Origin of the sequence: Flavobacterium sp. TMP13, assembly GCF_050847115.1 — a bacterium.
GTDB lineage: Bacteria > Bacteroidota > Bacteroidia > Flavobacteriales > Flavobacteriaceae > Flavobacterium.
The window spans coordinates 1,289,150-1,314,426 of the sequence record NZ_CP193656.1 but is presented as its reverse complement, the minus strand read 5'-3'; the positions used below and the strand labels follow the sequence as shown (position 1 = coordinate 1,314,426).

Annotated in this window: 20 protein-coding genes; 11 read left to right on the top strand and 9 right to left on the bottom strand. The window is 35.6% G+C overall.

The features are described 5' to 3' along the window. Positions 1-46: 46 nt before the first annotated feature. Entirely contained in the window at positions 47-2,836 is a 2,790-nt protein-coding gene (locus ACRASX_RS05700; RefSeq protein ID WP_432222716.1) for a 2-oxoglutarate dehydrogenase E1 component, read from the bottom strand. A 116-nt stretch (positions 2,837-2,952) separates the two neighbouring features. Between ACRASX_RS05700 and ACRASX_RS05695 the strand changes: the two genes are divergently transcribed. After that, positions 2,953-3,498: a hypothetical protein gene (locus ACRASX_RS05695; RefSeq protein ID WP_432222715.1), complete on the top strand. Its 546-nt coding sequence runs from the start codon at positions 2,953-2,955 to the stop codon at positions 3,496-3,498. 149 nt (positions 3,499-3,647) lie between these two features. Here the strand turns inward: ACRASX_RS05695 and ACRASX_RS05690 are convergent, their stop codons facing one another. Next, positions 3,648-4,001: a hypothetical protein gene (locus ACRASX_RS05690; protein ID WP_432223070.1), complete on the bottom strand. Its 354-nt coding sequence runs from the start codon at positions 3,999-4,001 to the stop codon at positions 3,648-3,650. A 13-nt stretch (positions 4,002-4,014) separates the two neighbouring features. Further along, on the bottom strand, positions 4,015-4,989 hold the full coding sequence (locus tag ACRASX_RS05685; protein ID WP_432222714.1) for a polyprenyl synthetase family protein: 975 nt from the start codon (positions 4,987-4,989) through the stop codon (positions 4,015-4,017). 254 nt (positions 4,990-5,243) lie between these two features. Between ACRASX_RS05685 and ACRASX_RS05680 the strand changes: the two genes are divergently transcribed. The 5 genes from ACRASX_RS05680 to ACRASX_RS05660 all read left to right on the top strand — a co-directional run bounded on the left by ACRASX_RS05680 (position 5,244) and on the right by ACRASX_RS05660 (position 12,229). Then, entirely contained in the window at positions 5,244-5,765 is a 522-nt protein-coding gene (locus ACRASX_RS05680; protein WP_066312483.1) for a YceI family protein, read from the top strand. A 151-nt stretch (positions 5,766-5,916) separates the two neighbouring features. Further along, a complete protein-coding gene (locus ACRASX_RS05675) occupies positions 5,917-6,525 on the top strand; it encodes a TetR/AcrR family transcriptional regulator (protein WP_066312480.1) in 609 nt (202 codons plus the stop codon). After that, on the top strand, positions 6,522-7,862 hold the full coding sequence (locus tag ACRASX_RS05670) for a TolC family protein (RefSeq protein ID WP_432222713.1): 1,341 nt from the start codon (positions 6,522-6,524) through the stop codon (positions 7,860-7,862). Before ACRASX_RS05675 ends, ACRASX_RS05670 begins: the two co-directional genes overlap by 4 nt. A gap of 1 nt (position 7,863) precedes the next feature. After that, positions 7,864-8,928: an efflux RND transporter periplasmic adaptor subunit gene (locus tag ACRASX_RS05665; RefSeq protein WP_066312476.1), complete on the top strand. Its 1,065-nt coding sequence runs from the start codon at positions 7,864-7,866 to the stop codon at positions 8,926-8,928. A gap of 124 nt (positions 8,929-9,052) precedes the next feature. After that, positions 9,053-12,229, top strand: coding sequence for an efflux RND transporter permease subunit (locus tag ACRASX_RS05660; RefSeq protein ID WP_432222712.1), 3,177 nt, complete (start codon positions 9,053-9,055; stop codon positions 12,227-12,229). Positions 12,230-12,399: 170 nt separating this feature from the next. Here ACRASX_RS05660 and ACRASX_RS05655 read toward each other — a convergent pair whose 3' ends face one another. The 3 genes from ACRASX_RS05655 to ACRASX_RS05645 form a co-directional block, all read right to left on the bottom strand. Then, positions 12,400-13,056: an aspartate kinase gene (locus tag ACRASX_RS05655; protein WP_432222711.1), complete on the bottom strand. Its 657-nt coding sequence runs from the start codon at positions 13,054-13,056 to the stop codon at positions 12,400-12,402. A 118-nt stretch (positions 13,057-13,174) separates the two neighbouring features. Next, entirely contained in the window at positions 13,175-13,534 is a 360-nt protein-coding gene (locus ACRASX_RS05650) for a YraN family protein (protein WP_066312462.1), read from the bottom strand. 11 nt (positions 13,535-13,545) lie between these two features. Then, positions 13,546-14,442, bottom strand: a complete 897-nt coding sequence (locus ACRASX_RS05645; RefSeq protein ID WP_432222710.1) for a S66 peptidase family protein — start codon at positions 14,440-14,442, stop codon at positions 13,546-13,548. 241 nt (positions 14,443-14,683) lie between these two features. Here ACRASX_RS05645 and ACRASX_RS05640 point away from each other — a divergent pair, with 241 nt between their 5' ends. Next, positions 14,684-15,787: an endonuclease/exonuclease/phosphatase family protein gene (locus tag ACRASX_RS05640; protein WP_432222709.1), complete on the top strand. Its 1,104-nt coding sequence runs from the start codon at positions 14,684-14,686 to the stop codon at positions 15,785-15,787. A gap of 88 nt (positions 15,788-15,875) precedes the next feature. Beyond that, positions 15,876-16,415: a 3-hydroxyanthranilate 3,4-dioxygenase gene (locus ACRASX_RS05635; RefSeq protein ID WP_432222708.1), complete on the top strand. Its 540-nt coding sequence runs from the start codon at positions 15,876-15,878 to the stop codon at positions 16,413-16,415. Between the two features lie 114 nt (positions 16,416-16,529). Here ACRASX_RS05635 and ACRASX_RS05630 read toward each other — a convergent pair whose 3' ends face one another. Further along, positions 16,530-17,489: an MBL fold metallo-hydrolase gene (locus ACRASX_RS05630; RefSeq protein WP_432222707.1), complete on the bottom strand. Its 960-nt coding sequence runs from the start codon at positions 17,487-17,489 to the stop codon at positions 16,530-16,532. Positions 17,490-17,646: 157 nt separating this feature from the next. Between ACRASX_RS05630 and amaB the strand changes: the two genes are divergently transcribed. The 3 genes from amaB to ACRASX_RS05615 all read left to right on the top strand — a co-directional run bounded on the left by amaB (position 17,647) and on the right by ACRASX_RS05615 (position 20,995). Beyond that, complete coding sequence (amaB, locus tag ACRASX_RS05625; protein WP_432222706.1) at positions 17,647-19,200, top strand: L-piperidine-6-carboxylate dehydrogenase; 1,554 nt, start codon at positions 17,647-17,649, stop codon at positions 19,198-19,200. 62 nt (positions 19,201-19,262) lie between these two features. Beyond that, positions 19,263-20,345, top strand: a complete 1,083-nt coding sequence (locus ACRASX_RS05620; RefSeq protein WP_432222705.1) for a hypothetical protein — start codon at positions 19,263-19,265, stop codon at positions 20,343-20,345. After that, a complete protein-coding gene (locus ACRASX_RS05615) occupies positions 20,342-20,995 on the top strand; it encodes a hypothetical protein (RefSeq protein ID WP_432222704.1) in 654 nt (217 codons plus the stop codon). Before ACRASX_RS05620 ends, ACRASX_RS05615 begins: the two co-directional genes overlap by 4 nt. Positions 20,996-21,125: 130 nt before the next feature. On the opposite strand, the gene mfd is transcribed toward ACRASX_RS05615, so the two are convergent. After that, positions 21,126-24,491, bottom strand: coding sequence for a transcription-repair coupling factor (gene mfd / locus ACRASX_RS05610; RefSeq protein WP_432222703.1), 3,366 nt, complete (start codon positions 24,489-24,491; stop codon positions 21,126-21,128). After that, complete coding sequence (locus ACRASX_RS05605; protein ID WP_066312449.1) at positions 24,484-25,092, bottom strand: hypothetical protein; 609 nt, start codon at positions 25,090-25,092, stop codon at positions 24,484-24,486. Before ACRASX_RS05605 ends, mfd begins: the two co-directional genes overlap by 8 nt. Between the last annotated feature and the right edge of the window lie 185 nt (positions 25,093-25,277).

Genomic DNA, 25,277 nt, shown 5'->3' with positions numbered 1-25,277 from the left:
AGATTCGAAATAAAATCTGAAACTTTAAACTTGAAACAATTTTTAATTATCTAAATAAATTTTTATCAAATACCATTCGTATTGCATCTGCATGACGGCGTTTTGCACGAGTGTAACTTCCCGCTGCTGGTGCTGAATATGCTTTTAATGAAGCCAATCTCCATTTTATGAAGTCGAAGTTCATTAACATAAAGCTGTACGCTCCCATATTTTTAGGCTCTTCTTGTGCCCAAACATAATCGTCTGCGTTTGGATATTTTGCAATAATCGCTTTGATTTGATCTGCAGGAAATGGAAACAATTGTTCGATACGAACTACTGCTACATCAGTACGTCCATTAGTTTCTCTCTCAGCTGTAATGTCGTAATAGAATTTACCTGTACAGAAAACCAATGTCTTAACTTCATTTTTATCTACAGTAACGTCATCAATTGTTTCTTGAAAGCTTCCAGTTGCTAACTCTTCAATTGAAGAAACACAACGCGGGTCACGCAACAAACTCTTTGGTGTAAACACAATTAATGGTTTACGGAAATTGGTCTTCATTTGTCTTCTTAACAAGTGAAAGAAGTTTGCTGGAGTAGTACAATCGGCAACGTACATGTTTTGTCTCGCACACAATTGCAAGTAACGTTCCATTCTAGCCGAAGAATGCTCTGCACCTTGGCCTTCATATCCATGGGGCAATAATAAAACAATACCGTTTTGATTGTTCCATTTGTCTTCTCCACAAGAAATATATTGATCGATGATAATTTGAGCACCGTTAGAGAAATCTCCAAATTGTGCTTCCCAAATTGTCAGTGTTTTAGGACTTGCTAAAGCGTATCCATAATCAAAACCTAATACTCCATATTCTGAAAGCAATGAGTTGTAAATTTGAAACTGTCCTTTTTTATTCTCTAAATTATTAATTAGAATTACTTCTTCCTCAGAATCCTCCACTTTAACAACAGCATGACGGTGTGAGAAAGTTCCTCTCTCGACATCTTGACCAGAAATACGAACATCAAAACCTTCTTGCAAAAGTGAACCGTAAGCTAAGTGCTCTGCCATTCCCCAATCCAGTTTGTCTGTTTCAAAAAACATTGTTTTACGATCATTAATTAATTTTTCAATTTTCTTAATGAACTTTTTATCTGCAGGCAAATTAGAAACTGCACTAGCCACTTTTGTTAATTCTTGTTTTGAATAAGAAGTATCTACATTTTGAAGCATTACATCATCACTTACTTGGGCGAAACCTTGCCATTCATTTTGCATAAATGGTGTAATTACGGTAAGCTCTTTCTTTCTAGATGCTTCCAGGTTTTCTTCCATTTTCGCCTTATACGCTTCTTCTAAACCATTTACGTAGGTAGCATCAATAACTCCTTCTGTTAACAATTTATCAGCATATATGTCACGTGGATTTTTATGTTTTGCAATTAATTTATATAAAACCGGTTGTGTAAAACGAGGCTCATCACCTTCGTTATGACCGTATTTTCTATATCCTAATAAATCGATAAATACGTCACGACCATATTTCATTCTGTAGTCCAAAGCAAACGAAACTGCATGAACAACTGCTTCCGCATCATCGGCATTTACGTGCAATACTGGCGACAAAGTAACTTTGGCAATATCTGTACAATAGGTAGATGAACGAGCGTCCAAATAATTAGTCGTAAAACCAACTTGATTGTTAATTACAATATGAATTGTTCCACCAGTTTTGTATCCATCCAAAAGTGCCATTTGAATAATTTCATACAAAAGACCTTGACCCGCAATCGCAGCATCACCGTGAACGGCAATTGGCAAAACTTTTGAGAAATCATCCGCATAATGACGGTCTTGTTTGGCACGAGTGATTCCTTCGATAACCGCACCTACTGTTTCTAAATGCGAAGGATTTGGCGCTAAATTGATGTTTATTTTTTTACCTGAAGCAGTAACCTTATCAGCAGTAAGCCCTAAGTGGTATTTTACGTCACCATCAAAGTATTCTTGATCGTAATCTTTACCATCAAACTCTCCAAATATATCTTGTGTTGATTTTCCAAAGATGTTCGCTAAAACGTTCAAACGACCACGGTGTGCCATTCCCATAACGAATTGCTCTACTCCTTTTTCGGCAGCTTTTTCTATTAAAGCATCCAAAGCCGGAATAATTGTTTCTCCTCCTTCAAGCGAGAAACGTTTTTGACCTACGTATTTAGTATGTAAGAAATTCTCAAAAGAAACCGCTTCATTTAATTTATTTAAAATATTCTTTTTCTCTGAAGAATTAAAACTTGGCTGATTCGCATTTACACTTAATTTATCTTGAATCCATTGCACTACACCAGGATTTCGAATGTACATGTATTCGATTCCAATGTGTTGACAATAAACTGATTTTAGATGATTAACGATTTCTTGCAGTGTCGCACTTTGTAACCCTAATATTTTTGCGGCGTCGAAAACGGTGTTTAAATCGGAACTTGATAAATCAAAAGTTTCAATTTCTAAAGAAGGTGACGACTTTCGACGATCACGAACAGGATTGGTCATTGTAAACAAGTGACCACGAACTCTGTAGCCCTCTATCAACTTAAGAACATTAAATTCTTTTTGTAATTTTTCAGAAACCAAACTGCAATCTGCTGGTGCATTAGCAGCATAATCGGCCATTTGTTGTACCGGTGCTTGAGTTTGATTCTCTTCACCGTAAGTGGTCATTCCAAAATCGAAACCTTGGAAAAAACTTCTCCAACTTGGCTCGACGCTGTCTGGATTCTCTATATATTGATCGTACAATTGAGCGAAAAACTCCGTGTGTGCTGCATTTAAAAATGAAAACCTATCCATAATATTTAGTGAATATACTTTTTGTTAAATAGTTCGACAAAAGTACGACAATACAAATTATTTAAATCTCTTTTTTACTTACTTTTACGTAAAAATTTGTTAAAAACCATCTTGTTATGAAGAATACTCAAAGCTCAATCGTTTTCATAAATCTTTTTTGCATCGTTTTTCTATTATTTTCAGATACAACGATTGCGCAACAAAACAATCCGGCCATAAATCAAGGTCCTAATTTTTGGGATAAAGTGCAATTTGGAGGTGGCCTCGGCCTTAATATCGGCTCTGGATACACCGACATTACGGTCTCACCCAGTGCGATTTACAATATCAATCCAATTGTATCGGCGGGCGCTAGTTTATTGTTCGGCTATGTAAATACCGATTACTATAACTCTCTTTATTATGGAGGAAGTATTATAGGATTAGTCAATCCGATACCACAAGTGCAACTTTCTGCTGAATTAGAAGAAACTAGATTTAATACTACTTACGAGTTAGAGGGCGGAAATTTATCTGACAAATATTGGAACACCGCTTTATATTTAGGAGCAGGTTATAGAACTCAAAACATAACTGTAGGCGTTCGTTACGACGTTCTATACAATAAAGACAAAAGTATCTACGCCGAACCTTTTATGCCTTTTGTTAGGGTATATTTTTAAGTAAAACATAGAACTTAAAAGATCGAAAGCGTGGAAGATTTAAACTGTACTTTTTTTCGAGTCAAAGTATCTTAGAAAATATTGCGAAGCAGAAATCATTTGAATCAAAAACTACAACTCAAAAAATTCGAGGCTTTCTCAAAAAAAACCTACTTATAATGATTTCTAAACCACACTTTTTGCCATTCTCTTTTTAAAATTAAAAAAGCAACTTGCTCAGCAAGCACAACTAAGTCTGAACCGTCCAGTTTTTTAATTTCAGCTTCGGAAACATCTATAATGTAGAGCAAATTTAAGTATTCGGCAAATTTATACTGAATCATTCGATACACCTTTTCGTGCAACTGAATTTTTAATTCGTCTGGAGCTATACTCAACGGAAAATCAATTCCCTCGTTAGCTAAATTAAAATCCTTGTTGAGTTGTTCTACTAAGCTTAAATACAAAGCAAGCTTTTCGGCTTCTTGGAATAAAAGATCGGTATTTTGGGGCGCTACAAACATCATACCTTCAGCGTTACACTTTACGTTTCATTAAATTTTTTCCAAAAGTCACCAAAATGGCTTTCTTTTCTTCGGCGATTGTCATTTTTTTCAATGTTTCAAAAGCTTTCAAAGTATATACTTCAATAGCTTCCTGAGTCATTTTTGAAGCACCAGATTCATTAAAAATTTCTTTTACGGCTTCTATCTTTTCCTCACTATTGTCCAATTGTACTCCAAAAAATCCTTTCAATTGCACTTTTTGACTCTCGCTAGAAAACTGCATGGCTTTAAGATACAAATAGGTCTTTTTATTTTCAATAATATCTCCTCCCACTTGCTTGCCAAAAGTTTCTGGATCACCAAATGCATCTAAATAATCGTCTTGCAACTGAAAAGCTAAACCTAAATTCAGACCGAATTCATAAATTAAATCAGCGTTTTCCTTAGTAGTATCTGCTACAATTGCTCCCATTTTTAAAGCTGCTGCCACTAAAACAGCCGTTTTATATTGAATCATCTGTAAATACTCGGGGATCGTAACATCATCACGAACTTCAAAGTCAACGTCTAATTGTTGTCCTTCGCAAACCTCTAATGCCGTTTTACTAAATAGTTTTGCAAGATCTCTAAAGATTACCGGTTCGTATTGTTCAAAGTACTGGTAAGCCAAGATTAGCATGGCATCTCCAGAAAGAATACCGGTGTTTAAATCCCATTTTTCATGAACCGTTACTTGTCCACGTCGCAACGGAGCGGCATCCATAATGTCATCATGCACTAAAGAAAAATTATGAAAAACCTCTACTGCCATCGCTGCTGGAAGTGCTTCTACATAAGAAACATCAAAAATTTCTGCGGCCATTAACGTCAAAACAGGACGCATGCGTTTTCCGCCAAGATGTAAAATATAATCAATTGGCATGTATAAGTTTTGAGGCTCTTTGGTAATGGATTGCTTTTTTAAATATTCTATAAAAAAGGATTGATAGTCCGTAATTGCGTACATAATTAAACTGGAGATTTTTTTGGATTCAAATATACAACTACCATCACAATAAAACGACATCAAATGTTGCTGTTTAGCACTCTTCTTCGAATGAAGATCAAGTATTGAAAAAAGGCAATAACAACAAAATAAAAAAATTTAGAAAAAACATTGGAAACTTTATTGGTGTTTATAGTTTCCTTTCTATCTTTGCACCGTTGTTTTTTGTGAATAAACGCACAAACTACTAGATACCAATACTAAATTAGTTGTTTATGAAGACCAAATGGAAAATAAACCCAGCACAATCAGACGTTTTACTACAAAGTAGACACAACACGATTGGTTATTTGGCTGGAAACTCGAATACTTTTGCAGGTTATGTAGATTTTGACGGTAATGAAGTCGAAGATGCTTCTGTTGCCTTTTCAATGGGCAATAGTCTAAAGACAAATCGTAGAGAATCGGCTAAAAACTACATGCAATTGTTGGATCTATTCAACAATGACGAAGTGCCTGTGTTGAGTTTTGAATCGACTTCTTTTCAAAAAATAAATAAAAATATCAACTTCTTTAAGGGGAACCTTACTATCAAAGATGTGACGCGAGTAGTAGAATTACAAGCTGAGTACATTGATTCGGATACCTACAATGGCAATAAAAAAGTTGCTTTTGAAATTACAGGAAACATCAATCGTCAAGACTTTGGTCTAATGAATAGTAACATGAGCACCAATAACGGATTTGCGATTGGAAAAGACATTCAATTCATTGCCAATTTCGAATTTAGTATCTAATTCATGAAAAAACAGAAAACTAGGTAAACTAAAATAGTTTCCTTCTTTAGTTTTAAGGGTCTTATAAAAAAATGGCCTATTAATAGACAATCGATTTGCTAGACATAAAAGGTTACAAACAACACCGAGAAAAAAAATAAACTCTATCTGTATGAAAGAAAAAATCATAGAAAAAGCTAGTGAACTATTTTTAAAATTAGGATTCAAAAGTGTCACTATGGATGATATTGCAGGAGAAATGTGTATTTCAAAGAAGACGATATACAAGTATTTCTGCAACAAAGAAAAATTGATCGAGCAAAGTACCGCACTGGTTCACGAACAGGTTCACTTTGTAATTGACACCATTGTTTCCAACAATCATAATGCGATTAGGGAAAATTTTGAGATTAGAAAGATGTTTAAAGAAATGTTTAAATCGTCAGATAGTTCTCCAATTTATCAGCTAAAGAAGCATTATCCAGAGATTTATCAAAACGTTTTAAGGGTAGAAATTGACGAATGTAAATCCTGCTTTTATGAAAATATTACTAAAGGAATAAATCAAGGATTATACCGCTCAGACATCAACATTGACTATTACGTTCGTTTTTATTACATCTTAATTTTTAACATCAATGAAAACACCAGTTCTGAAATTGAAGCTCGTAAAATAGAACTCGAAGCATTAGAATATCACACAAGAGCTATGGCCACGACTAAAGGAGTCGAAGAATTAGAAAAACAATTACACAATATATTTCAACAAATCAATTTATGAAAACAATAATGTCTCTTTTAGTCTTTGCGTTTGCCTTTACGCTGCAAGCACAAAACCCTAAAACGCTAACGCTTAAAGAAGCGATAAATTATGCGTTAGAAAATAAATCCGACGCTAAAAAAGCAAAATTACAAGTAGAAAATAGCGACTATCAAATTCAGGAAATTCGTGCTCGCGCTTTACCACAAATTTCAGCCAACGGAAGTTTAACTTACAATCCTGTCATTCAAACCACGGTTATTGATGGTTCAGGTTTTGGTGCTCCAGGAACTACAATTCAAGCTGCTTTTGGTCAAAAATGGAGTTCTGTCGCAGGTCTTTCTCTTAATCAAGCACTGTATGACCAATCGGTTTTTATCGGATTGAAAGCTGCAAAATCTACCAAAGAATTTTATCAGATCAATGCGCAATTAACGGAAGAGCAAGTGATTGAAAAAGTAGCTAATGCGTATTACCAAGTGTATGTTACCCGCGAAAAATTGAGTGTTTTAGATAATAATTTAAAAAACACCAACAAAATAAAAGACATTATTCAAGGACAATTTGATAATGGATTGGCTAAAAAAATTGATTTAGACCGTACTAGCGTTCGTCTTTCAAACATTACTACGCAACGCCAGCAAACTTTAAATGCAGTTGCGCTACAGGAAAACGCGTTGAAGTTTTTGATGGGAATGCCAATTGAAACTGAAATTACGATTCCCGAAACCGAGTTCGAAGTGAGTGCCAACGTACTTTCGGAAAGACCCAACACAGCTAATCGATCAGAATATTTGTTGATGAAAAAGAACGAGCAACTTTTAGAATTCCAGAAAAAATCAGTGGAAGCGGCTTACTACCCAACACTTTCCTTATCTGGAAGCTACAACTATATTGGACAAGGTCCAGAAATGCCTTGGTTTAAAAAACCTTCAGACGGCGTTTACTGGTCTGATTTCGCGGCTATTGGATTAAATTTACACGTTCCTATTTTTACCGGATTTGGAACTCGTGCCAGAGTTCGTCAGGCTGAAAATAAATTGGAATCTATAAAAGTAGATTTGGAAGATACCAAATTGGCTTTGGATTTTGAATACGACAATGCTAAAACTCAAATCGAAAACAGTTTAATTTCGATTAATAATCAAAAAGAAAATGCACAATTAGCACAAGAAGTTTTGACCAACACCAACAACAATTACGTTCAAGGATTGGCTTCATTAACTGATCTATTGGATGCCGAAAACGAATTGATAGCGGCTCAAAATAATTACACTACTGCTTTATTAGAATACAAACTAGCTGAAATTGCGCTAATTAAATCACAAGGAGAACTTAAAACATTAATAAATAACTAAAATGAAAAAGACAATACTTATAATAATCGCAATCGTTGCTTCCTTAGGTGTAATTGGTTACGTACTTACGAAAAACAAAGCAGAGAATAAAGCAAAAACAGATATTGTAGCCATAAAAAACGCATCGGTTTCTGTAAAAACTGCTACAGTTAAAACCGAAGGCGTTTCATTAGATTTTGTAGCCAACGGAAATTTTGAACCTATTCAAGAACTGACTTTCTCTGCAGAAAAATCAGGAAAAGTAATTCGCGTTTTGGCAAAAGAAGGTGATTACGTAAACGTAGGACAAACGTTAGTAATTGTTCGAAGTGACGTGATTAATGTAAACGCACAAACTGCTAAAGCAGCATACGACAATGCAAAATCTGATTATTCTCGCTACGAAAATGCTTTTAAAACAGGCGGTGTAACCAAACAACAACTGGATCAAGCAAAATTAGGTTTAACGAATGCACAAGCCAATCTTACACAGGCCAACATCAATGTAGGTGATACACATTTAAAAGCGCCTATTAAAGGATTCATCAACAAAAAATACATTGAACCTGGTTCTATTTTGACAGGTATGCCTGCTACACCTTTATTCGACATTGTAAATGTTTCAAAATTAAAACTGAACGTGAATGTAAATGAAAACCAAGTAGCTAGTTTGAAAAAAGGAAATAAAGTAACGGTTTCATCAAGTGTGTTCCCTGACAAAACATTTTCTGGCACCATCACATTTATTGCTTCTAAAGCAGATGAAACATTAAATTTTCCAGTGGAAATCGAAATTGCAAACAACTCTGATAACAGTTTAAAAGCAGGAATGTACGGAACGGCTAGTTTTGGTTCACACCAAAAACAAGAATTAAAAGTTGTACCTAGAAATGCTTTTGTAGGTAGTGTGAGTAGCAATCAAATTTTTGTGGTAGAAAATGGTATTGCTAAATTGAAAAAAGTAACTGCTGGAAGAATCTTAGGAGATCAAGTCGAAATTGTCGATGGATTGTCTGATGGTGACATCGTGATTGTTACTGGACAAATTAACTTGCAAGATGGTAACGCAGTAGAGATTATTAAATAAAAGCAATTCAAGTGCCTAGTAATTAAATCTTAGTAATTCGCTACAGAATAAACTTCTGTTGAATACCATACGCTAATTACTACGTACTATTCCATACTCGCTCATCACTATTTAAAAGAAAAAAATGAAATTAGCCGAAATATCCATAAAACGTCCGTCGATTATAATTGTATTATTTACAATTTTGACACTTGGTGGACTCTTTAGTTATAGCCAACTGGGCTATGAACTGATTCCGAAATTTGAACAAAACGTAATTACAATTTCGACCATTTATCCTGGAGCTTCTCCAAGTGAGGTTGAAAATACAATTACCAAAAAAATGGAAGATGCGATTGCATCTCTAGAGAACATTAAAAAAATTGATTCTAAATCGTACGAAAGTTTATCGGTTGTCTCCATTTCTTTAACTTCTAATGCCAACGTTGATGTGTCGATGAACGATGCGCAGCGTAAAATAAACGCCATTATTAGCGACTTACCCGATGATGCCAAAACGCCTTCATTGAGTAAATTCTCGCTGAGTGATTTACCAATTATGACTATTGGAGCAAATGCAAAAATGGACGAAGCGACTTTTTACGATTTGATCGACAAAAAAGTAGCTCCCGTTTTATCGCGTGTTTCTGGTGTGGCACAAATTGATATTATTGGTGGTCAAGAACGTGAAATTCAGGTTAATCTTGATGCCGTAAAAATGCAAGGATACGGACTCTCTATTCCAGAAGTACAACAAAATATTTTAAGCTCAAACTTAGATTTTCCAACAGGAAACATTCAAACTCGTGATCAAAAAATCTTGATTCGTTTGGCTGGAAAATACAAAAATGTAGCTGAATTAAGAAATTTAGTAGTTTCTTCAAAAGGAGGCGTACAAATTCGTTTAGGCGACATTGCAGACGTACAAGACTCGGAGAAAATTGCGGAGAAAATTTCGAGAGTAGATCAAAAAAGTGCGATTATCTTGCAAGTCATTAAACAATCGGATGCCAATGCGGTAGCCGTAAGTGAAGAATTGATTAAAAGTATCAAAAGTTTAGAGACCGATTATGCGAGTACTGGCTTGCACTTAAAAATTGCAAAAGACAGTACAATATATACGTTAGAAGCCGCTGACTCTGTAATTCACGATTTACTAATCGCTGTAATCTTAGTTGCTTTTGTGATGCTATTTTTCTTGCACAGTATTCGTAACTCGTTGATTGTAATGGTTTCGATTCCCGCTTCTCTTGTAGCTACTTTTATCGGAATTTATCTTTTAGGCTATACCTTAAACTTAATGAGTTTATTAGGATTGTCATTAGTGGTAGGTATTTTGGTCGATGATGCGATTGTGGTACTAGAAAACATTTACAGGCACATGGAAATGGGTAAAAGCCGTGTTCGTGCCGCCTATGATGGTGCTGCAGAAATTGGAGGAACAGTAACGTCTATTACCTTAGTAATTGTCGTGGTATTTTTACCAATCGCAATGAGCTCTGGTTTGGTATCTAACATCATTACACAGTTTTGCGTCGTAGTAATTATCTCTACATTACTTTCTTTATTAGTGTCTTTTACCATTATTCCGTGGTTGTCTTCTCGTTTTGGAAAACTAGAACATATTGAAGGTAAAAATCTTTTTGGAAGAATAATTCTTGGTTTTGAAAAGCAATTAACTCGTTTTACCAACTGGGTTTCTCACTTGTTAACTTGGTGTTTAGATCACTACATCAAAACGATATTAGTTGTCCTTGTATTATTCTTCGGAACAATTTTTAGTTTGTTAGGTGGTGGCTTTATTGGTGGAGAGTTTTTTGCAAAATCAGATAGTGGAGAGTTTTTAGTTCAAATAGAACTACCCAAAGATGCTTCTCTAGAACAAACCAACTTTATGACTCAAAAAGCAGAAGCCTTTTTGAAAGCACAAGAATACGTGCAAAGTCAAATTACAATTGTAGGTCAAACTTCTGAAGGTATGGGAGCTGCACAAGCGACTGCCTACAAAGCAGAAATCAATGTAAAAATGATTGACCAATCTGAACGTACGGACGATGCTTCGGTTTATGCTGCAAAAATAAAGCGTGAACTAGAAAAAGAGTTGGTAGGTGCCAAAGTAAAAACGGTTCCTGTTGGTATTTTAGGAACGGCCGAAGATGCTACTCTTGGGTTAATTGTAACGGGACCTTCTACTGCAGAAGCCATGAAATTTGCTAAACTAGCAGAAGCTGAGTTGCGTTCTATTCCAGGTACAACAGAAATTAAACTTACGGTAGAAGATGGAAACCCAGAAGTAAACGTACAAGTAGACCGAGATAAAATGGCTGCGTTAGGTTTGAGTCTCCAAACCGTGGGTATGACTATGCAAACGGCCTATAGTGGTAACACTGATGGAAAGTTTAGAGCAGGTGAATACGAGTATGACATCAACATCAAGTACAACGCTTTTGATAGAAAAAGTATCGACGATGTAAATAATTTAGTTTTCATTAATAATGCGGGACAACAAATCAAATTATCTCAATTCGCGACAATTACTGAAGGTTCAGGTCCTAGCCAATTAGAGCGTAGAGACAAATCGGCTTCGGTAACTGTAAAAGGGCAAAACGTAGGGGTTGCTACTGGTACCGTTGTTTCTCAATGGCAAGAAAAAATAGACAAACTAGACAAACCAGTTGGAGTAAATTACATCTGGGGTGGTGATCAAGAAAACCAAAGTGAAGGTTTTGGTACTTTAGGAATTGCTTTGTTGGCTGCAATTATCTTGGTTTATCTAGTAATGGTTGGTTTATACGATAGTTTTGTACACCCGTTTGTAGTATTGTTTGCTATTCCGCTTTCATTTATTGGAGCATTATTGGCCTTAGCTTTGACTAACAATACATTAAATATATTTACAATTCTTGGTATCATCATGTTAATTGGTCTGGTGTGTAAGAATGCGATCATGCTGGTCGATTACACCAACCAACGAAGAGCAGAAGGAGAATCTATTAGAACAGCGCTAATTCAAGCGAATCACGCTCGTTTGCGTCCAATTTTAATGACTACGATTGCCATGGTATTTGGTATGTTACCAATTGCCTTAGCCTCTGGAGCTGGAGCAGAATGGAAAAATGGTTTGGCTTGGGTAATTATTGGTGGATTAATTTCGTCATTGTTCTTAACGTTAATCATCGTTCCTGTAATTTATGAAATTATGGAGAAGATCATTCACAAATTCTCTAAACGAGAAAAAGTTGATTACGAAGCTGAAATGGTTGCCGATTATGAGCACACCGAATTAAGCGAAGATGGTTTCAATCCGAAGCATACGGTTTAAGACGGTTCTTAATCTGATATAAAAAAGCCTGTTCATTAGTTTGAACAGGCTTTTTTAATGTCTTAAAAGTCTTATTGCTTTCAAATTTAGACTTCGCAAATAAATATTTATTACTTTAATTTACATACTTGAGATTTTTATTATTCTTCAAATCAAAAAATAATCTTCTTTTAGTTTTTTAAGTCTTTGATCACTTTAAAAGCAACATCTACTTGCTCTTCGCTCACTAAAATAGTAAATTCATTTGAAGTCGAAATTACCTCGTTAATGATTATTCCTTCCCAAGCCAAACGCTGAAAAATAAAATAATAAATTCCAGGCACTACGATATTTTCTTTTGGTAATTTAACCGTAATCGAGGCCAAATTATCCAATTTCTGAATTAGTTTTTCACTCGAAAAATGCTTCTCCACCAAATTGTTTATACTGCTACTGACTACAATATTGGTTTCGTTTACCCCGCGAGAGGACGTATAAAAAATATCAGATAATACATTGATGTCTGAAATCAAATCGGCTTGTTTGTTTAATACTGTTTCTGATGCTGCAAAAGTATAATCAGTCAGTTCAGATCGAACGGTGATTTCACCAATATTTTTAATCACTTTATTAATCTTGTGATTCAGTTTAAAATCCAATTCTTCTGTTAATCTTTTCAAAGACATTACGACAGCACCTTGCTTTACTTCTTTACCAAATTCACTTTCTAACTCGGTCATAATATTCCGTGACAACGAAGTCAAATTAATAATTCCAAGTGATAAGGCATTCAATAAAAAGGGTTTAGTTTTAATGTAGTTTTCTACAATTGAAGAAACAGTTTTCATGATTTTTTACTTTTTTAGGTTGTGTAATGGCTTGGCTAAGCAGCATTGATTTGTTATAAATCTTTACAAATATAAAATAAAAAACAATTTGTTACAAATATAACAATGAGAAAAATTGTTAAAAGTAAAAGAAGGCGTCTTCAAGGTGTTCAATCACAGTAGATTCAAGGGTTTTATGAATCGCAATAATATCAAAACGAATTTCATAATCTATTTCCCTATCGGATATGTAGGAATTTACAGCTCGAACAAGCAACTGTATCTTTTTAGAATTGACAAAATCTTGAGGCAAACCATAATCAAGCGTCGAGCGCGTCTTTACTTCTACAACCGCCAAAATATTTTCTTTGACTGCCAAAACATCAATCTCCGCTTTCTGAAAACGCCAATTGCGTTCTAAAATGGTATAGTCATTTTCAAGCAGAAAATCGACCGCAATTTGCTCTCCTAGTTTTCCTAATTCGTTATGATCAGCCATCAGTAACTCAATTATTCAAAAATCAACGTACTTCCTCGCGGTGTTACCTCGATAGTTGCTTTATTTCCCATAATTAATGCACGATTATCGCGGATATGTCCCGCTGGAAAATTAAAAATAATCGGAATATTATAAGGCTTTGTTATTTCTTCGACAATCTGCAAAGCATCTTTGCCCCACGGAATCTCATTGTCATTCATACGCGTCATTGATCCTACTACAATTCCTTTTAAATTTTCGAGGCAACCGTTTCGCTTCAAATTCATCATCATTCGATCAATGTGATACAAATACTCATCTAGATCTTCGATAAACAAAATTTTATCGTGACAGTCAATTGCAGACGGAGAGCCTAATAAACTATATAGAATAGACAAATTACCACCTACAATTTCACCACTACCTTTACCCATACGATTTTTAGAATCTGGTCCAATTTTGTATGACAACGGCTCACCAAAAAGTGCTTTGTGCATTGAACTCACCGCATCTGGAGTAGCTCTCGGAATAGTAACTGGCATAATACCATGAATCGATTTATAGCCCATGGTATTCAAATGATTGTGCAAAACCGTCACATCACTAAATCCAACGACCCATTTTGGCGATTGCTTGAATTTGCTGAAATCTAATAATTCTAACATTTTAACTGTTCCGTAACCTCCACGGACGCACCAAATAGCTTTAATATTTGGATTGTCCATTTGCTTCTGAAAATCATCAGCGCGTTGCTCATCGGTTCCTGCCAACTGATTTTTATCTAAACCAATGGTCGAACCAATCACAACTTCCAATCCCCAACTGTGCAATAAATCGCGAGTGGGTTGCAAATTATTATCTATATTTTTCCTCGCGGTTGCAACCAAAGCAACTGTATCGCCTTTTTGTAAATAAGCAGGTGTAATCATAATATGTTGGGTTTGAGCTTGAAGGGCAGCACCTATTAAAAACAGGCAAAAACCAAAAAATAGTTTGTTTTGATTTAAAGTAAATGCCGATAAATTAAGAGAGTTTTTCACTGAATTAAAATTCTATATAAATAGTTTGAGTACGTAATGGTAACAAAGATAGCAATTTCAAAAATAAACGCTGTTGCCAAAACAGATTTTACTACTTTTGATTTTATAAGAAGTTTCTTAATTTAAAGTTATGCGTATCCCAATAAGAATTAAAATAGTACTGCTTTTGCTTTCCTCTTGTTTGCAGGCACAAGAAAAAAAATTCAACATTCACACCGTTGCGTTTTACAATTTCGAAAACCTTTTTGACACCATTAATGATCCCACAAAATTTGATGACGAATGGACGCCAAAAGGAGCGCAAAATTGGACCTCTGAAAAGTACAATCAAAAATTGATCAATCTAGCTCGGGTACTATCCGAAATCGGGAATTCCGACAATCCCAATGCGCCCACATTTATTGGCGGAGCAGAAATAGAAAACAGAATGGTTCTGGAAGATCTCATTCGACAACCCAAATTAAAAAAATTCGATTACGGCATCATCCACTTTGATTCTCCTGATAATCGTGGTATTGATGTTGCGTTGTTGTATCAAAAAAAATCCTTTCGTCCTATTACTTTTAGCGCAATTCCATTGCTTCTCTATAAAAAAGAGCAACCTCTAAAAGCGATAGAAAAAGATAAAGAATCAGACGAAGATCTAACTGAAGTTATAAATGAAAAAGCAACCCGAATTTTCACACGAGATCAATTGCTAATTAGTGGTTTTTTAGAAAACGAAGAAATTCACCTCATCGTCAATCATTGGCCTTCGCGCTCCGGCGGCGAAAAAAGATCCAGTCCGTATCGCGAAGCCGCAGGTCTTTTAAACCGAAAAATAATCGATTCCTTACAAGGTATTAATCCCAAAGCCAAAATAATAACCATGGGCGACATGAACGATTCTCCCTTTAACAAAAGCATCAAAAATGCGCTGCAAGCCAAAGCAAACAAACAAGAAGTTCCCGAATTTGGCCTCTTCAATCCTTTCGAAAATAAAGCCAATAAAGGTTTAGGAACCATCGCTTTTCGGGATTCATGGGATATTTTTGATCAAATTATATTTACGGAATCCTTGTTACAAAAAGAATTCTCTTCGTACCAATTCTGGAAAGCTGGCATTTACAGCCCCACTTACTTGATTCAACAAAGCGGAGCGTACAAAGGATATCCGTTGCGGCATTCGGCCACCGAAGTTGGTTTTAGCGACCACTTTGCTGTTTATATTTACTTGATTAAAGAATTAAAATAGTAGTATCTATTATTTTCAGTAAACAGATAAACCTCAACCTATACAAAAACTTTTTCCTAAATTAGCCAATTAACTAAGCACTACACAAATGGCAATTGCAAAACCCTTCAACCTCAACAACTGGTTAAATGAAAACCGTGATCTATTAAAACCACCTGTTGGCAATAAAAACTTATATACCGAATCTGATGATTTTATTGTCATGGTTGTTGCCGGTCCAAATGCCCGAAAAGACTACCACTACAATGAAACCGAAGAATTATTTTACCAGCTTGAAGGTAGTATTACGGTAATTATTCAAGAAAATGGGGAGCGCAAAGAAATGCAACTGAATGCTGGCGATATGTATTTGCATCCTGGTAAAATTCCGCATTCTCCCGTTCGTTCCGCAGGTTCCATTGGTTTAGTGATCGAGCGCAAACGTGCCGACAAAGGACACACTGACGGTTTACTTTGGCATTGCGACAATTGCAATCATAAATTATACGAAGTGTTTTTTGAACCGAAAGACATCGAAAAAGATTTCTTGCCTCATTTTGAACATTTTTACAATTCAGAACAGCTGCGAACGTGCGATAAATGCGGAACAGTTATGGAAACTGATCCAAGATTCGTAGCCAAAAAATAGTTTAATTAGAAGCTGTTCCTGCTATCCGCTATATCTTTTGTCCCGAAAAAAATCGGGACAAAAGGATGCCGCTGCTATCAGGGCTAGGGATTCGGTTGCAATCTGATATTTTTTTTATAACTCCATTCTCTTTCCTTGCTCCGGAAAAATCAAATCAAGCTCCAACACATTTTCCGCTTTCAATTGTTCTTTTATCTTTTCCATAGATTCTGTTGGTGGCTTCAAGTGCGTGATAATTAACTTGAGTCCTTTCATGTCTTTTTTGCTTGTTAGTTTGCGCAATTCATTCATTTCGTACATCAGCCATTTTGGGGTTAAATGCCCAAACAACGATTGATCTGATTGCTCATTCGGAAAAGACGTTTCGATACAAATCGCTCGCAGTTGCTTAGTTTTTATCAAAGGTGCAACCGCTTGCCACAATTCCTTCAAATCGCTACTTTTCTCTACTAAATCTGGTCCTGTATCGCCCAAATACAACACATAATCCTGATCATTTCGCACTAAAAAGGCGGTGCTTTCAAACGGATTTACGTGACTCAGTTTAAACGCTTGTACGGTCATCGTGGTATTAGTCAATTCTATTTCCTTCTGCAAAGGTAAAGTTTGAAAATGGTATTTCTTTATCTGAAACCCCGGCCCTTCATCACCAAAATTAGCCCACGTTTCTCCATTAAAATAATGATTTTGCATCATTTGCATACAGTCTTTTGTAGCATATACTGTTTTGGAAGCATCTGCGGGAGACGTAATAATTAATCCCGAAACATGATCCAAATGTGCGTGCGAAATCAAATAGCCTTTAATGTAATTTTGCAATACTTCAAAAGCAGGAACATCAAAAACTTTGTTGGCTATCGCTTTTTCAATTCCGGCATAAACCGTTCCTGCATCCAAACAAATAAAATCACTACTATTAATTGGCGCCAGTAAATACGACGACAAATTAGATTCGTCAATACCTCCTCTTACGCCCAACGGAACCAATTGAAATGCGGGTTTTTGACTTTCTTGCGACCAACAAAAAGTAGTCGTTACACAAAACACCAAAACTAAACGTAGTATATTTTTCATAAGAACTTCTTTTAAAATAATTCGAGAGTACAAAAATAACGTCTTCGTTTGAATTGCACTAACTTTACAAAACAATCCTCAAATAAGCACCTTTTGCAATTCAACTTGGAATTGTATATTTACATAAAATATAACATTTTAACCAAAAAAAGTTACAATGACAACAATCTCAGAACAATTCGGAATTAAAGAAGCGCTCGATCAATTGGGCATTCAACCTATAAACGAAGGAACTTCAACAGGAAACCACCATTTCTCTTCCGGAGCAATTCTTCCTAGTTATTCTCCTGTAGATGGGCAGCTTATTGCTTCGGTAAAAACCAGCACCGAGGCCGATTATCAAAAAGTGTTAGCGGCAGCGACCGACGCTTTTCAAACGTTCCGATTGATGCCCGCACCACAGCGTGGCGAAATTGTACGTCAGTTTGGCGAAAAATTACGTCAAAACAAACAAGCATTAGGCAAACTCGTTTCGTATGAAATGGGAAAATCGTTGCAAGAAGGCTATGGCGAAGTTCAAGAGATGATCGACATTTGCGATTTTGCCGTTGGATTGTCGCGACAGTTGCACGGTCTGACCATGCACTCAGAACGTCCTGGACACCGCATGTACGAACAATACCATTCGCTAGGCATTGTTGGTATTATTTCAGCTTTTAACTTCCCCGTTGCAGTTTGGGCATGGAACACAACATTGGCTTGGATCTGTGGTGACGTATGTGTCTGGAAACCGTCTGAAAAAACACCGTTGTGCGGCATCGCCTGTCAAAACATTATTGCCCAAGTTTTAAAAGAAAATAATTTGCCCGAAGGAATTTCAGGATTACTTACGGGCGACCACAAAATTGGAGAATTACTGACCAACGACACCCGAATTCCGTTAATTTCGGCTACAGGATCTACTCGAATGGGTAAAATTGTAGCGCAAGCTGTTGCGGGACGTTTGGGAAGATCTTTATTAGAATTAGGCGGAAACAACGCCATAATTGTAACACCCGATGCCGATATTAAAATGACTGTAATTGGTGCTGTTTTCGGCGCTGTAGGAACTGCAGGACAACGTTGTACCTCAACACGCCGCTTAATCATTCACGAAAGCATGTATGACAAAGTAAAAGAAGCTTTGGTTACCGCTTACAAACAACTCCGCATCGGAAATCCTTTAGACGAAAACAATCACGTTGGACCCGTTATCGACAAACATGCCGTAGAAATGTATGCCATAGCACTTTCAAAAGTAGTAGCAGAAGGCGGAAAGTTAGTCGTGGAAGGCGGTTTACTTACCGGTAAAGGTTTTGAAAGCGGTTGTTATGTAAAGCCAGCGATTGCAGAAGCTGACAACTCTTTTGCTATTGTGCAACACGAAACATTTGCTCCTATCTTATACCTTTTAAAATATACTGGAGAGATTGACAATGCGATTGCAATTCAAAATGGAGTCGGTCAAGGTTTATCTTCGGCAATCATGACCAACAATTTACGTGAAGCAGAGCATTTCCTTTCAGTAGTTGGTTCAGATTGTGGAATTGCCAATGTAAATATCGGAACGTCGGGAGCAGAAATTGGTGGTGCTTTTGGCGGCGAAAAAGAAACCGGCGGCGGTAGAGAATCCGGTTCTGATGCCTGGAAAGTATACATGCGACGTCAAACCAATACTATTAATTACACCACGAGTTTGCCTTTAGCACAAGGAATTAAATTTGATTTGTAAGTTTTAGATTAAAAAAAATTCTAGAAGATTGGAACACATTGTTTTTTTTCTAAATTTATGGCATGATTAAATCAACAACTCAATTTACTAATATTTCCGAATGGCATAAAAATATCCATTATAGTACTGGGGGCACAAGAAGTAAATATATTACATTAAACCCTGACAATAACGAAGAATACTTTTTTAAAGGATCAAAAGAAACCGCTTTAAGAGAGATTAGATATCCAACAGAATTTTGGTCAGAAATCATTTCCTCTAAAATCGGGCAGTATTTAGGTTTTCCAATGTTAGATTATAACATAGCTTATGACAGTAATCACAAACAGGAGATTGGCTGTATTTCAAAATCAATGGTGTTTGGTTCACAGAACAAATTAACAGAAGGTAAGACATATTTAACTGGATTTAATTCTAAATATAATCCTGATTTAGATAAGAAAAAATACACCTTTCAATTTATATGCGATGCTTTAGAAAGCTTTTCATTAAAAAACTATATAGAAAATATAATAGAAATTATCGTTTTTGATTGTGTAATAGGAAATTCAGATAGGCACCAAGAAAACTGGGGAATAATAACAACTCATAAATTAATTATAGAAGATAAACATATAGAACAAGGTCTTCCCAGAATTAAAAAAAGAGGTTTATATCGAAAGCTTCGACGAACTATTCGCCGTTATTTTTCAGATGATAATCATGATTTCAATGAGATATTAAATAACGTGGACATCCCTTTTAAGTCAAAAATAACACACAATTTCGCTCCCATTTACGATAGTGGCTGTTGTCTTGGAAGAGAACATACTGATGAAAAGGTTTTAAAAATGGTAAATGATTCTCAAATGATTGAAGCATACGTCCGTAAAGGAGAATCCGAAATTCATTGGCAAGGACACTTAAAAAAAAGAAAACATTTTGAACTTATTGAATTACTCCTAGATCAATATCCTAATGAGACTAAAAAAATCATAATTAGAATCAAAAAAGTCTATAATTCCGAATCAATTAAAGAAATAATTAAAAACATTGATGAAAACATCCCAAATGATCTAATTAAATTTAAATTATCAGAAACAAGAAAACAATTGATGTATAAATTGGTAACTTTACGCATTGAAAAATTAACTCAATATCTATGAAAGCAATTGGAAACATCCATCTTATCTGGAGACCAGGTAAAGGAATGAGCCGAATTTCTGTTGGTACAATCAAAAAAAGTACATCAGAAGGAATTCGCTTTCAATACAATCAAAAAGGAGTTGAAGTTGCTCAAAAATTAGGTTTTGTTCATTATGAAGGTTTTCCTGATACTGCAAAAATTTACACTGAAAATGTTATAGAAATTTTCGGACAAAGATTAATGCGTAGTGAAAGACCTGATTTACAAGATTTTTATAATTTTTGGAATATTGATCAAAAGAAAAAAGAAGACAAGTATTACATGTTAGCCTTTACTCAAGGCCTTTTACCAACAGATAATTTTGAATTTCTAGCAAATTTTAATGCAGTGGAAGAATTATCTTTTGTAACTGAGATTACAAACTTATCAGAAGCAAAGATTCCTTCAGATAAGATTTCAACAGGAGATGCTTTAAGGTATGAATTAGAACCAACCAATTCTTTTGACAACAAAGCAGTAAAAGTTTTTAAAGAAGATCTATATTTAGGACACATAAAACTCATACATTGCAAAGTTTTTCATGACACAAACAAACAATTCAAACTATCTGTTCAAGGTGTTGAAAAAAACGGAATTCTTAAAAGAATTTTCATCAAAGCAAGTCTGTAATATGCGCCTAATTAATTACACCACGAGTTTGCCTTTTGCTCAAGGAATTAAATTTGATTTGTAAAAGCTAAATTCCACATCATAAAAAAAGCCCAACTTTAACTCTAAAGTTGGGCTTTTCTCTGTTGTATTATTCTTCAAACAACTGCATTTGCTGCAACGCTTTATTAATCGATTTTACATGATCAAAAGTCAACAACAATCGCAAACCATTTACCGTTTGTTTTTCTTTCATTTTACAAATATTGGCATGTTTTTGAATAAAAGCAAGGACCTCTTTAAATCGGGCCGACTGATAATAAGCAGATTGTTGATCGGATACGAAATAACAAATCAATTTGCCTTGCTTCATCACTACTTTTTCGATTCCCATTCGGATGGCAATCCATTTGATGCGAATACTATTCAGTAAGGAAACCGCTTCTTTGGGTAGCGGACCAAAACGGTCTATTAGTTTTTGTTCGTATGCTTTCAGTCCTACTTCGTCTTTAATAGCACCTAATTCATTGTACAGCATCAAACGCTCAGTCACACTATTGATATATTCATCTGGAAATAGCAATTCAAAATCAGTATCAAATTGCAGGTCTTTGACGTATTTTTTGGTGTCAATATTATTCTCTTCCGGATACAAATCTTTAAACTCGTTTTCTTTTAATTCGTCTAAAGCTTCATTCATGATTTTTTGGTAGGTATCAAAACCAATTTCATTAATAAAGCCACTTTGTTCACCACCCAACAAATCACCCGCACCACGAATTTCTAAATCTTTCATGGCAATATTAAATCCGCTTCCCAATTCGCTAAATTGCTCTAATGCCTGAATACGTTTGCGTGCTTCTTCGGTCATAACCGAATACGGCGGACAAATAAAATAACAAAATGCCTTTTTATTACTTCTTCCTACTCGACCACGCATTTGGTGCAAGTCAGACAATCCGAAATTATTGGCGTTGTTAATGAAAATCGTATTCGCATTTGGTACATCTAAACCACTTTCGATAATAGTTGTAGCTACCAGAACATCAAATTCACCATTCATAAAAGCCAACATTAATTCTTCGAGTTTCTTACCGTCCATCTGTCCGTGACCAATGCCGACTTTGGCATCGGGAACCAAACGCTGAATCATTCCAGCCACTTCTTTAATATTTTCAATTCGATTATTAATGAAATACACTTGACCGTTTCTTTGTATTTCATACGAAATCGCATCCCGAATTACCTCTTCACTAAAACCAACCACATTCGTCTCTATCGGATAACGATTGGGTGGCGGCGTTGTAATTACCGATAAATCGCGGGCAGCCATCAATGAAAACTGCAACGTTCTAGGAATTGGAGTTGCGGTTAACGTTAACGTATCCACATTGGCGGCTATCGTTTTCAGTTTGTCTTTAACATTGACTCCGAACTTTTGTTCTTCATCGACAATCAACAGTCCTAAATCTTTAAAGACTACATTCTTACTCACTAATTGATGGGTTCCTATCAAAATATCCAATTTACCATCAGCTAAATCTTTCAGCGTTTCAGCTTTTTGTTTGGCAGTTCTAAAACGATTCAAATAACCAATAGTCACTGGCATATCTTTCAACCGTTCTGAAAATGTTCTAAAATGTTGGTACGCCAAAATCGTAGTTGGTACCAAAACTGCTACTTGTTTGCTGTTATCCACTGCTTTAAAGGCAGCACGAATCGCCACTTCGGTTTTACCAAAACCAACGTCACCACAAACCAAACGGTCCATTGGTCGATCGCTTTCCATATCGGCTTTTACTTCGGCAGTCGATTTGGTCTGGTCGGGCGTATCTTCATAGATAAAGGAACTTTCTAACTCATTTTGCAAGTAACTGTCTGGTGCAAATTGAAATCCTTTGTCTAATCTGCGTTTGGCGTACAATTGTATTAAATTGAACGCAATATGTTTGACTCTCGCCTTGGTTTTTTGTTTTAAAACCTTCCAAGCATTTGAACCTAGTTTATAAATTTTAGGTGGCGTTCCGTCTTTTCCGTTGTATTTGGATATTTTATGCAGCGAATGTATGCTCACATAAACGATATCATTATCGGCATATACCAACTTTATCGCTTCTTGCGTTTTGCCTTCGACCTGTATTTTTTGCAAGCCGCCAAAGCGACCAATTCCGTGATCGATGTGCGTTACGTAATCGCCAACAGCCAACGAAGTCAGTTCCTTTAAAGTAATATTTTGCTTTTTTGAATAGCCGTTTTTGATGTTGAATTTATGATATCGCTCAAAAATTTGATGGTCCGTATAACACGTAATCTGATTTTCTTCGTCAATAAATCCTTGATACAAAGGCAAAACGACGGTGTGGTACTGTTTTCTAATGTTTTCAGAATTGGCTTCATCCAAAGTGGCAAAAATATCATGAAAGCGCTTGGCCTGATTTTCATTGGAACACAACAAATAATTTTTGTATCCATTAAAATGATTGTCGCTCAAATTATTGAGTAACAAATCAAATTGCTTATTAAACGAAGGCTGTGGTTGAAAATGAAATTCGAACGTTTTGGTCGTTCTGAAAATTGGTTTCGCGGCCAACTCGACTACCGAAAAATCCAATGCTTTTTTAATAAACGCAGATTGATTGATAAACAATTGCTCTGGACTTGCTTGCTTGATTTCGCCATTTAATTTCGAAAAAGCTTCTTCGGCACGAACAAACAATCGGTCCAGTTGCGATAAAAAATCATCCGTATTTTGAATAAAAATAACCGTTTGAGCCGAAATGTAATTCAAAAAACTTTCTCTGCTTTCTTGCAGTAATTTATTCTCAACATTCGGAATAATCGCAATCTTCTTTTTTGTTTCAACCGACAATTGCGTTTCTACATCAAAAGCACGGATCGACTCTACCTCATTTCCGAAAAATTCGATTCGGTACGGATTATCATTCGAAAAAGAAAAAACATCGACAATTCCACCTCGTACTGAAAATTCTCCAGGTTCGGTTATAAAATCAACCCTTTTAAATTCGTATTCAAACAACACTTCATTAATAAAGTCGATCGAAATTTTATCACCCACCGAAACTTTCAGTGTGTTTTTATCCAATTCCTTGCGGGTCACTACTTTTTCAGAAAGCGCTTCGGGATAGGTTACAATTACAGCTGGTTTTTTACGCGAATTAATTCGGTTTAAAACTTCAGCTCGTAGTAATACATTGGCATTGTCTGTTTCTTCAATTTGGTACGGACGTCGATAGGATGCGGGATAAAACAACACATTATCTTCGCCTATAATTTGCTCGAGATCATTTAAGTAATAAGCTGCTTCTTCTTTATTTTGAAGAACAATTAGAAAAGGCAGTTCCGTTTTAAGAAACAACGATCGAATTTGTAAAGACAATGCAGAACCCAGCAAGCCATTCAAATGCAATTTTAGTTCCGGCTGCTCTTTTAACAAAGTAGCTATTTGCGCCGTTTTCGGGGCTTTATCGTAGGTCGTATATAAGGCAGATTTACTCAATTCTCGGTCTATTTTGGTCTATTAGTGGATCATTTGGAATGGCACGAACAGTGTCTTTTAGCATTTTCATTAACTCGGACTCTCCTTCTTCTTGCGGAATTGTATTGACTATTACAATTTTATCCATTTGTCGTTGCAGCGAAACCAATTCTTTATTGATGTCACCAATTAAGAATGTTACTTTTTCATCTGGAATTTTATCTAAATGGATGAATAAATCCATCATTTTTATTTTGGTTACCAAAACAGAAATACGGCTTTTTATGGCGGGAATATTAAATTGCTCTGGAATGTTTTCGGTCAACGCATCTGCTTTTTTTGCAATTGCTGTTGATTTTTTTTGAAAAGCTCCAATTGTCTTTTGAGGTTTTCCGCCCAATTCATTCAAAAACAAACGCCATTCGGACCAAGACGAAGCATTTTCTTCTGCAACTTCATTGATTGGCTCGTTATAAAAAGTCCAGCTTTTATTGATATTATCAAAAATAACTTCTTTGCGCTTGGCTTCTTTTTTATTTTCGGCTGCACGCTTTTCATCTTGATTTTGACAAGAATTTAGCACCAAAAGTAAAGCAAGCAGACAGACTCCTCTATAATTCATAGGTTTCGACATTAAGCCACAAAGTTACGAAGTAATTTTACATTTTTAATAAGCTGTTCTAAATTGTCTTTTTGCAGAAAATATTTACTTTTAAAATACAAAATTCACAAAAACACTTACTTTTTTTAGGTGATAAATAAATTATGTGTCATAAAAAACCAATATGTTTACGTAATCGTTATATT